Source organism: Succinimonas amylolytica DSM 2873, assembly GCF_000378405.1.
Taxonomy (GTDB): Bacteria; Pseudomonadota; Gammaproteobacteria; order Enterobacterales; family Succinivibrionaceae; genus Succinimonas; species Succinimonas amylolytica.
Genome location: NZ_KB899636.1, coordinates 417,823 through 428,855 on the forward strand (window position 1 = coordinate 417,823; position 11,033 = coordinate 428,855).

An 11,033-nucleotide genomic window follows, 5' to 3' on the forward strand; every position below is an offset into this window, starting at 1 on the left:
TTATGTACCGGACCATGAACTTACAACGGTCTAGTACTTTCTTTCATGGGGTATGTCAGGGATAAAACGGCCATACCCTGGGTGATTTGTACAGCAAAAGAAACGACTTTTGAAATAAATTGTTGAATGTTGGTTGTTTGAAGTTTGTCACAAAAATAATTAGAAAAAATACTTAAGTTTTGAATTGGCATGAAAGATTAACTGCAATACCTAACTATCAGAGTCTGTAGGGATATAGAATCAATAATTGTTGTTAAGAGAATTAGATTCCTTTGAGGGGATTTTATGAAAACATCTAGACTGTTTACAGCTGTAGCTTCATTGCTGATTTTTGGGTCCGCCGCTTTTGGCGTTGGAGACACATGGGCAGAGGAAGGAAGAATTCCGGTTACTGTTTCTGGTGATTCTAAGGTACCTCTCAGAATTCTGACACGTCCCGGAGCGGTTCTTTATGCCGATGCGGAGGGCAGTAAGGTGTTGAAGAGCAACCTTCCGACGTTTTCATCGTATTTTGTTTATACAAGGCCAAAGGGGGAAGCTGCAGCGTCTGGAAACGGATGGTATGAAGTTGGGAGTGATGACAGAGGTTCCGTTAAGGGGTGGATGAAAGGTGATGATCTTTTTGAGTGGAAGCAGACAATGTGTCTTACATTCAGCCATCCTGATGGAAGAAGTCCCGTTTTGATGTTTGATGATGATGATGTTCTAAATACTCTTATCGGACTTTCTGAAGAAGATAGAAACAGTAAAGTTGATGGCTATTACACGGCAATTGACCAAGCCGCTTCCGGAAAAGGCAAACTTGCAAAGGATTTTCCTGTTTTATCGGTAGAGCCGAAAATGGCGGTGGACAATGCTGACAATTTTACCCTTATGCCTATAGTGGATTACAAGGTTGTGGATTTTGACGGACGGGAATCAAGACTTCTTGATATTGTTGCGGTAAGCAGTTCTGAAAAGGATCGTAAATCGTCCGATATTCGTGAAAATAAAACATATCTGACAGCTTCGAACACATCCTCTGAATCACAGGCAAAGGATTTGAAGAATATGAAATACGATATTGTCTGGGTTGTTGACACTACTCGCAGTATGGGGCCATACATCGAAAGAGTCAGAGAGATTATGAACCGAGTTTCGGGAGAAATAGCCAAAAATAAGAGTTTTGGGGATAAAGTGGCTTTTGGTGTCTGGGGATACAGGGATTCAGCTACTATTGAAGGACTTGAGTATGTAACAAATAATTTTACTCCCCAGCTCCAGAGTGCTCAGGATTTTGTGAAAACAATAAGTAGCGTCAAGGAAACAAATGTTGATTCGGTAACCTTTGATGAGGATTTGTTTTCAGGTGTAAATGATGCGGTTAAAAATACTGCATGGCGCGACAATACAATAAGAATCGTAATTCTGGTTGGAGATGCTCCAGGGCATCAGGAAGGGCACGAGTGGAACGTATCAGGGTTGAATCAGGAAACGATGCGACATATTGCAGACGATAATGGTATTACTTTGTTTGCCATACATATAAAGCCCCAGAAAACAAAGAAGTACAACAAGATAGCTGCAAATCAGTTTAAGACACTTTCCAACAACCCTGGAGTATCTGAATCTCTCTACTGGGATGTAGCTGCTTCTGATACACAAGGTTTTGAAAATATTGCGGCCATGATTACGGAAAGAACTTTGAATTATCTGGCTAACGCGGAAAGCTCCTTTACAGGGAAGCAGGTTGATACTGTCAGTATTCTCAAGAAAGAGTCTTCTGATATAGTGGGCCTGGCACCTGATGTGATAAATCAGGCTCTCCATGCGGCAGTAGTGACATGGCTTGGCAATGAAGTAAATGTGGTTCCTCCACGAGATATTGAAGCCTGGGTTTCTGATAAGGATTTGAAAGACAGTACCAGACAATCTCTTGAGGTTCAGCTTCTTTTGACAAAGGCTCAGCTAGATGCCATATCCACCTTGCTTAAGGAAGTTTTGGTAGCAGGAGAAACAAATCAGGTGAGCGGAGATGATTTTTTTACATCTCTTCAGGCAGCCTCGGCAGTAGCCGCCCGCGATCCTGAAAAGTTGTCAAAGGCCGGCAATATTGCCGAGTCTGGACTTGTTCCTGATTTTCTGAAGAATCTTCCATACAAGAGTCGTCTTATGGAGATGAACAACGAAGTATGGGAAAGCTGGGGGCCGGATGAACAGAATGCTTTTTTGAGCAATCTAGAATCCAAGATCAGGGCTTATGGAGAAATTCATGACAATACTGCCAAATGGATAGCTCTGAATGAAGGGGACGATCCAGATGATTATGTGGCTCCTATTCCATTGGATCTAATGCCATGAAAAGCTGTCTCAGCGTGAGGGAACTTCGTCTCAGTCGTACAAAGAATGATTCTTCCTTCACTCTTTATGTGCCAGAACTGGATCTTTATCCCGGAAAAACACTAGCTGTAGTTGGTCAGAGCGGATGCGGTAAATCCACTTTGACCGATATTCTGGCACTGGTTCTGAAGCCTGATTCAGCAGAACGTTTTGTGATGTACCGTGGGCAGAAGGAGATAAATCTTTTTTCTGCTTCGCGTAGGGAACAGGCCGATATACGTGGAAGTGATATTGGTTATGTTCTGCAGTCTGGCGGTCTTTTTCCGTTTTTGTCTGTTCGTGAAAACATTATGCTGCCAGGAAAATTGGCTGGTATGGATGGGAGGACCGTAAGAAATCGTGCTATCGAACTAGCAAGAGCTATGGGAATTGCAGATCAGCTGAATAAAAAACCCCAATATCTTTCGGGTGGACAGCGACAGAGAGTGGCTATTGCCAGAGCTCTGATTCACAAACCAGGTCTGGTTCTTGCTGATGAGCCTACAGCCGCTGTTGACAGTGTATCCGCAGAAGAGATTTGTCGACTTCTGAAAAATACCGTTGCAGAAAATGAAGCGTCACTCCTGATTGTTAGCCATGATCGCAGTCTTATGCATAAGTATGCAGATTATGAAGTTACATTCAGAATTGAGAAAACAAACGGCATTAAATCAACGCTCATACCAAACAGTTAGAAAAAAAACGGGATAATCTTTTTATGGTAAAGGCATTAACCATTTCTGTTCTTTCGTGCAAGGATATTCTGCACGAGTGGAGAATGAGTTTTTGTGTGATGTTTGCAGTGACGGCAATTGCGACTCCTCTCCTGATTTTTTTTGGTTTGAAGTCAGGAATAATGGAAACACTGCGGATGCGGTTACTAAGCAATCCTGCAACTATGGAGATTATATCTGTAAATGAAAATCGTTATGATTATGAATGGTTTGATCATAAACGAAATGATCCACTTGTATCATTTGTTATTCCTCGCACGAGAAGACTTGCTGCGAGTGCTGAATTTCAGGTAGTTGGAGGGAAGCAGAAAAAATCGCTGGACCTATATCCAACATCTTCTGGAGATCCGTTGCTTATTCACTACGGAGTTATCATTCCTGATTATGATTCATGTGTACTTACACAGGAGGCAGCAAGGAGAATTCAGGCTCAGAAAGGAGATTACATTACAGTTACAGTTTCCCGAGATCAGGGGAAATCGCGGGAAAAACGGGAATTGAAGGTAGTAGGTATTCTTCCTGATGCAGCGGGGATGGTTGCGGCTGCTTATATTGATCTGAGATTTCTGGAGCAAGTTGAAGGATTTAAGGATGGAATGGCTGTTCCTGAGTTGGGATGGAAGGGGGCAGATAGCAAGGCTTTTCCTGTCGTTCCAGAAGCGATTCTGGTTACGGATCGTAAACTGGATTCTGTAAGAGAGGCTATGCTGGTTCAAAATACAGGTTTTATAAAAATTAAAAATGTCTTTGCCCCTGATGACAGTGAAAAAAATAAAGCGAAGGATATTCATCCTCTTTTGGACGGACAGCATTTTATTTATATTCTGAGCACTGTGGGAATGCCTGCCAGAAGTGATGATCTTGCGATGCTCTCCGATAAACTGCGGGGAAAGGGGGATTCATGGGTAATTCCGGCCAATCCTTATCTCACTCTTTCAGTGTCTGGTAAAGAGTTTAACCTGTCGTCTCTTACGGCATTCAAAAAGATTCTTCCCGTACCGGTAGCTGTCGCAGATCCTGTTCCTGACTCGGCTGTATCGCCTTATGAGGATTCTAAAGCCTCTGATATCAACGATGTTAGTGTGAATGGCATAAACGATTTAAAAACAGATAATTATGTTTCGGAAAAGGCGCAGGAAATTAATAATTTCGAAGACAATCCGGTTGATTCAGTGAATAATGCGAACAGTGCCCATAAGGCAGACGATAAAATGGATTCCAGTAATCTCGTTGGTGAGTCCTCTGACAGTAATAGTGATTCGTCTGACAAGTCATTTATGGAACATTTTTATAAAGAAGAGATTAAATATTCCGAAGCAGAAATAAATCAGGATGCAGATGTAACATATTTTGAGAGTACGTCACAGAAAACAGAGGACTCTCTTAAACAGATTGACAGTGTGGGATTTGAAGAGGAGGAAGAGCTTTTTGATACTGGAGAGAAATTAAAAATAACACTCCCCAAATCTTCTGAAATACGAGAAGATGCCGGATCTTTAATCGATAATGCCGAAACAATGGAGCAAACAAAAGAAGATAGTTCCGTTTTTTCTGTTTATGACAGTGATTTATGTACAGGAAAAGAAAAAGTCTGTGATTTTGGAAAGAATTCTGGGGAAAGACTGTTTTTTGCTTCTCCTGAGGCTATAAAAAACTTTCCTGAAAAAAAACTTCGTGTGAAGGTGACTTATTTTAATTACGATAAGACTGACAAATCTTCAGAGTCTCAGGAGCGAACAGTTGAATTTGAGGCTTCCTTTAAAGTTTTGAATGAGCTTAAAGACCCGGAGATTCTCCTGGTTTCTCCGTCTCTTTTAGGACAGCTGGGGCTTCTTGCGCAACGGGAACTGAGTGATGGCATTGATTCAGCAGGAAATACAGCATTTCTTATCAAGAGAAAGGGATACACAGGTTTCCGAATGTATGCTTCAAGTCTTGATGACGTGATTACTTTGCAGGAAAAGCTTAGCGATGAAGGTATAAAAACAGTAAGTAAGGCGGATCGCATTTCTGAAATTCTTACGCTAGATCGGTATCTCTCCCTTTTGTTCTGGATGATTGCAGCGGCATCCATTTCTGGTGCTGCTTGTTGCCTCATTGCTAACGTTTATGCAAATGTTGAAAGAAAGAGAAAAGAGCTTGCAATTCTGAGACTTTTAGGTGTCCATGGGGGGCATCTGTGTATTTATCCCTTGGTTTGTTCGGTCATGCTGACATCTGGGGGAATTCTGATAAGCTTCGGGGTATATGCTGCTCTCGCATATGCGGTCAATGACAGCTTTTCGTATCAGCTTCAAGGCGGGGAGAAATTCTGTCATCTGGATTATGCTCATTTTGCAGCAACCTATATGATTGCTTTTGGTGTAGCAATGCTCTCCGGTCTTGTTGCATCAAGAAAGGTTATGAGTATTGATCCGTCGGAATCCCTCCGTGATGAATAATTTTCAAGGGAAATAATGAATGACTTTATTACTTAAATGTTGCCTGCTGGCAGATAACAGGCGTTTTTTCAGGGACGGTATCATGATTGAATTCATGACAGCCCTGCTTTCCCCAGTAATATGTGTGGCCTCCTTGCTGTGCGGATTTGCAGAGGCTGCTGATGAGCAGGATACTCTGACGCTGAAGGGACCGGGCAATACCTCCTTTGTATTTAAAAAAGTCCGGGTTGATGGTGGTATCGGGCCTCTAGACGGACAGATGTTTAAAATGGGGGAGGATTCTGATGATGCTGATGGTTATAAAAATCCACCTACCGCAGTGGTTATTGGGGGCGGCTTTAAGGATAGTCAAAGCCGTTATTACTATATGGGGGCCTACGAGATCACTGCAGGACAGTATAAGGCTGTTACTGGAGAGAATGTAAAAAGTCCAGGGGATGATTATCCGGTAACCGGTATTTCCTGGTTTCAGGCAATGAATTTTATTGACAAGCTAAACCAATATTTTTACGAACATGAAAGATCCTCCCTTCCGACATCTGGTACTTATCCGGGATATGTCCGTTTTCCTACTGAAGTCGAGTGGGAGTTTGCTGCAAGAGGTGGTAATGCCGTGAAAAAAACGGTTTTTGACAATTCTTATCCCTATGATGAGGATGAAGAGTTGGCTGCCTACGAATGGTTTTCCGGTCCATCGTCATCGCATAACAAGATTCAGAAAGTTGGTAAACTGCAGCCTAATCCGCTTGGGCTTTATGATATGCTGGGAAATGTAACGGAAATGACGACCAGCATTTTTTATATTGAGTATTATCAGGGGCGCGGCGGAGGTTTTGTCGCGAGAGGAGGCCACTACCTGACTGAGGAGGATGAACTATCGTCCTTTAAACGGACAGAGGAACCTTTTTATCTGGGATCCTCTGAAAAAGGGATGCGTCCAAATATCAAGCCTACCATGGGATTCAGACTGGTGTTGACCAGTCCGGTTCAGACCGATAACAAAGCTATAGCGGAGATAAAAAAAGACTGGCCAAAGCATCGTCAGGGAGCAGGAGCTAAAATGCCGGCCGCCCTTTCAGTATCAGATACCGAAACCCAAGAATCCGTGCCGGCAGAAGATGCTTTGAAGAGGTTGGATTCTATCAGTGAGGCTCTCAAAAAGGCCGGACTATTTGATTCTCTCAAAAAGGAGATAGCCGGAACCAGGGGGGCTTTGCAGGATATGGTCAAGATCCGAAGAAAGGCCGATGAAGATTCCGCAAAGGTGTGGGTAAAGATAGCCTGTGAAAGAGGCATGTATTTGTCGATGAATCTTCAGGCTCTCCAGGTTGTGAGGGAATCAAATTCAGAGCTTTTGCAGAAAAGAGCGGAGCAGTACGAGTACAATATAAGCTCAGGGATTGAAAATTACAGCGAGATTATGGGGGAGCTAGTTAAGCTTCCTAAAGAAGTTGTTCTTGAGGGCTTCGATCACTATACAAAGAGAATGCAGGGAAAGCTTAATGTGGAAAAGCATTCCCAGGATCGCAAGGCTGAAGAAAGAATAAAAGATTTGAGGGCGCAGATTGCAAAAATCGCTATAACAAAGAATCATTATTTAAGCTATGAGAAGGAAAAGCGATCAAATGCCGCCGGATGGAAAAAGGATTATCTGAAATAGGGGATATTATATGAACAGTATTAATTTTGTGGGAAATGGTATTAGCAGAACGGGAATGGCCGTATGTCTTTCGTTGGCGATTTCCCTTTCTGTTACAGGGTGTTCCAATATTCATGATGACAGTACCAGGACAAAAACAGAAGGTACTCTGACTGGTGCTGGTGTGGGAGCTGCTGTCGGCGCACTCCTAGGATTGGCTATAGGAGGAAATACCCAAGGCACTCTTCTTGGTGCTGCTATTGGAGCGGGGGTCGGTTCTCTTTCTGGTTTTATGGTTGGAAAGCATGTAGCAGACAAAAAGGCTGAGTATGCCAGACGGGAAGACTGGCTTGATGACTGTATTGATCATGCTAGAACTGTTACGGCCGAAGGTAAAAAGAAGAATGATGATCTAAGACAAAAAATAGCTACTCTTGACAAGGAGTCGCAGGAGCTTAAAAAGGCGTATAAAAACAAGCAGATAAAATCAACACAGCTTGCAAAGGAAAGAAAGAGCATTCAGGCTTTACAGAATGAAACTTCTGAAAATATCAAAGTGCTTAATCAGGAAAAACAGAAGCAGCTGGCAGTAGCAAAGGATGCTAAAAATTCTGGAAACAGTAGAGAAGCTCAGATACTCGATAAAGAGATCAAAAAACTTAATGATGAAATCAAGAAGATGCAGGAAAGCAATAAAAAGCTTGCCAATATTTCTGCACGGCTAGCGGTATAGGAGCTTTTTATGAGGAGTTTTTTTAATCCTGCTTTTGTGGGCGTTTTTGTTTTTTTGATTGGTTGCAATATGACAGACGATCCCAGACAGGGAGGTTTGTTCAGTTACAGTTCTGATAAGTATGAAAGAAGAATTCAGGATAGAGAAGCCAGACTTGCCAGTATTGAAGCAGAACAGGCTGAAGAGGAGCGGGTAAATTCGCGCCTGTCAAAGGATCTTGCAACACGGCAGAAGGAAGTGGTAAAACTTAAGGCTAACCTTAATGCTGAGCAGAAAAAGATAGACCGGCAACTGACTCTTTTAAAGAGAGACAAAAACAAGTCCGAAAAGGCCTCGTTGTTGTCTAGGAAGAATGAGGCCATAAAGAAGGAGACCGTCAGAGTAGAGAAACTCGAGGATACAGAATCAAAGAAGAGAGAAATTCAGAGATTGCGCCAGCAGTTAGATGAATTGAGAATGGAGGCAGATGCCTTGAGCAGACTGTGATCGTTTATGGGATTCGGTCTTCGAAGAACGTTTTTTATTACGTTGTATGTTGTGATCTCGACAACGGTTATGGGAGTGTCCCAATCTGCGATTGCAGTTCCTTGTGCTGATGAAATCTTGGAACTTCTTAACAAGGAGTCCTATGATTTTGACGGTGATATACTTGAGAAGCTTGATTCGGTAAACATAGCAGCTATGGATGCCAGTTCTCTTAACAGGATGTTGTCTGAAGGAGATCGCTATGCTCATTATATTCCGGTAACAACCTTAAAGCGTGTTATGAATCTCGGAAAGTCTGCGGTTGCAGGAACCGGAATGGATATTATTTCGGATCGTAGCGGAAGAATTAGATTAATTCCCTTTACGGGGTCACCTGCTGATATCAGTGGAATCGAATACGGAGATATCCTGAAAAAAGTTGACGGAACTGATATAACCGGAATGAGCCTGGAAGAGATAGGTTATCTGATCAGGGGCCCTGAAGGAACAGAGGTTGAAATTACCGCATTGGATAGCAGTGGCGATATGTATACAGTCCCTGTAACGAGAAAGATTCAAAGTTATCCCGATGTTGTTAGAACTGGCAGTAATCCGGCGGTCATCAGAATATTCAGATTTGGAAACAATACCAGTGCTCAGCTTCTTTCCGAAATTGAAAAGCTAAAAAATGAACCGGGTTTTGTTACCGGAGACGGCAAAGATAAACGATACAGACGTTTTTTTATTGACCTGCGAGGTAATACAGGAGGTGTTATGGAACAGGGGGCTCTGAGCGCTGGTATTTTTTTGGCTGAAGGAGCTACTGTTTATAGACTTAAGAACAATGCTGGGATTAAGGAGGTGCAGGCAAAAAAATCTGGAATTGCCAGTAATCTCAGATTTGTTGTTATGCAAGATTATCTTACTGCGAGTGCAGCGGAAATGATGATTGTGTCTTTAAAATCCGGTGCAAATGTTGGAACCTATGGCGAAACTACTGCAGGAAAATCTAAAGTTCAGGATTTGTTTAGGCTATCCGATGGAAGTTTTCTGAAGCTTACAGTGGGAGAACTTTTGTTTCCTGGCAGTGATGATACCTGGGAAGGTGTAGGTTTTTCTCCAGATGTAGTTAAGCATCATTGACAGTAATCGGTGTATTGCCAGCAATTGTTTGTCTGGATTGGGTGGATATGAAAAATTATATCAAGCAAGTTTGTTGTCTTTTTGTGGTTATGCTCCTCTTAGGGATGGAAAAACCAGTTCTATCAGAAACGGATGCTGTGTATCATCTTGAAGGTAATGGCAAGGATGAGAAAGCAGCTATTGGAAATCTCAAAATGGCGGCACTGAGAGAGAATATCAAAAATAAGATATCTGATGATGATATTAGGATTTTTGCCCGTATTCTGCGCACTGATATTTTTATGAATGTCGATGAATTGGTAGCTGTTGATGAATCGTCGCTGGACATGACCCAGAACAACGGCAGATATACAGTTAAGGGAAAGGTAAAGGTAAAAGATGATGCTGTAATGGCAAAACTGGTTCAGATTCCAGATCTTAATGAAAGGATTAAGCTATCACTTCCAGAAGAATCAGAAACAAATCAACATACGGATGATAAATCAGAAAAAAAGGATAATATCATATTAGCAATTACCAGAGATGATTTTATGGAGCTTGTGGCATCGTCGGATGCTGGTAATTCGGATAGCATTATTCAGGCACTGAAGAACGGCATGAATCCTGATAGCAGATATGAAACGGATGACGGGCAGCCGTACGGAGATCCGGCGTTTTGTGTTTATCTTGAAAACGGAAATAGGGATCTCAATGTAGTTAAGGCTTTTATATCATCAGGGGTAAACGTTCTATCATCAGATCAGAACGGTTATCATAGGACATTGTTTCAAGTGTTTAACAGCAATGATGATATTTTGAAAATCATTCTTGATACCGTGAAACCGTCCTTAAAGGATATAAGATTTGAGAATAAAGGTACCCCACTGACCGAGTTTCTTAAAAATAGAGACAATGCCGATTCTGTAACCTCAGATCTCCTTGATAAGATTGTTATGTTGGGAGGAGATCTTAACAGTGCTAACAATGAAGGGATTTCTGCAGTGAACTATGCGATAGTAAATGGCAAGTTGGAAATTCTTAAGCTTTTAATAGAAAAAGGCGGCGATTTGAAAAAGTCTATTGAAAGTCCTATGCCGTCTCTTTATGGGGATGAATCTAAAACGGTGTACCAAAACATCGTCGATAATGACTACTCAGACCCAGATATGTCGGCTATGAAGGATTTTTTAATAAGCAATGTCGGAAATAAATGATTAGAGATAGCTCCGGGGAAGGTGTAGTACAGTTACAGGAACTCCCCAGATTTAGAGAACATAATTACGTAACGTATGAGTTTGTTGATACCCGATACCGCGAAATTTTATAAAAATAACAACATTTGTTAGATATCGGACATCTCTCAGATAGCTTTCAGGATGCTCTTGCATCTTACATTTTGCAGTTGAATCTGGTTAATTTCCAATTGCTTCAAAAATGATAATTTATTATGAAAGAAAGCTCCCCGGCGGACAAAACGAAAGCGACGGCCCTTAAGCCGCATTCGGAACGCTGCATGCCCTGGAATGGAGTGGCGGCCCGGA

The 11,033-nt window shown here is 42.0% G+C and carries 9 protein-coding genes; 8 read left to right on the forward strand and 1 reads right to left on the reverse strand.

The features are described 5' to 3' along the window. Positions 1-285 precede the first annotated feature (285 nt). From F557_RS0101865 to F557_RS0101900, 8 genes are all read left to right on the forward strand, one after another. The gene (locus F557_RS0101865; protein WP_019000571.1) at positions 286-2,340 is read left to right on the forward strand and encodes a vWA domain-containing protein; all 2,055 of its coding nucleotides are present in this window, start codon (positions 286-288) and stop codon (positions 2,338-2,340) included. Further along, positions 2,337-3,053: an ABC transporter ATP-binding protein gene (locus F557_RS18400; RefSeq protein ID WP_019000572.1), complete on the forward strand. Its 717-nt coding sequence runs from the start codon at positions 2,337-2,339 to the stop codon at positions 3,051-3,053. The genes F557_RS0101865 and F557_RS18400 overlap by 4 nt, the downstream gene beginning before the upstream one ends. A gap of 23 nt (positions 3,054-3,076) precedes the next feature. Further along, a complete protein-coding gene (locus tag F557_RS0101875; protein WP_019000573.1) occupies positions 3,077-5,533 on the forward strand; it encodes an ABC transporter permease in 2,457 nt (818 codons plus the stop codon). 19 nt (positions 5,534-5,552) lie between these two features. Next, the gene (locus F557_RS20870) at positions 5,553-7,193 is read left to right on the forward strand and encodes an SUMF1/EgtB/PvdO family nonheme iron enzyme (RefSeq protein WP_084761370.1); all 1,641 of its coding nucleotides are present in this window, start codon (positions 5,553-5,555) and stop codon (positions 7,191-7,193) included. 10 nt (positions 7,194-7,203) lie between these two features. After that, entirely contained in the window at positions 7,204-7,905 is a 702-nt protein-coding gene (locus tag F557_RS20875) for a glycine zipper domain-containing protein (protein ID WP_019000575.1), read from the forward strand. A gap of 69 nt (positions 7,906-7,974) precedes the next feature. Then, positions 7,975-8,391, forward strand: coding sequence for a hypothetical protein (locus F557_RS0101890; RefSeq protein WP_157617722.1), 417 nt, complete (start codon positions 7,975-7,977; stop codon positions 8,389-8,391). A gap of 6 nt (positions 8,392-8,397) precedes the next feature. Then, positions 8,398-9,513: a S41 family peptidase gene (locus tag F557_RS0101895; RefSeq protein WP_084761373.1), complete on the forward strand. Its 1,116-nt coding sequence runs from the start codon at positions 8,398-8,400 to the stop codon at positions 9,511-9,513. A 47-nt stretch (positions 9,514-9,560) separates the two neighbouring features. Next, a complete protein-coding gene (locus F557_RS0101900; RefSeq protein WP_157617723.1) occupies positions 9,561-10,706 on the forward strand; it encodes an ankyrin repeat domain-containing protein in 1,146 nt (381 codons plus the stop codon). Positions 10,707-10,852: 146 nt separating this feature from the next. Here the strand turns inward: F557_RS0101900 and F557_RS22890 are convergent. Then, a partial coding sequence (locus tag F557_RS22890; protein ID WP_211209508.1) for a hypothetical protein occupies positions 10,853-11,033 on the reverse strand: 181 nt, incomplete at its 5' end.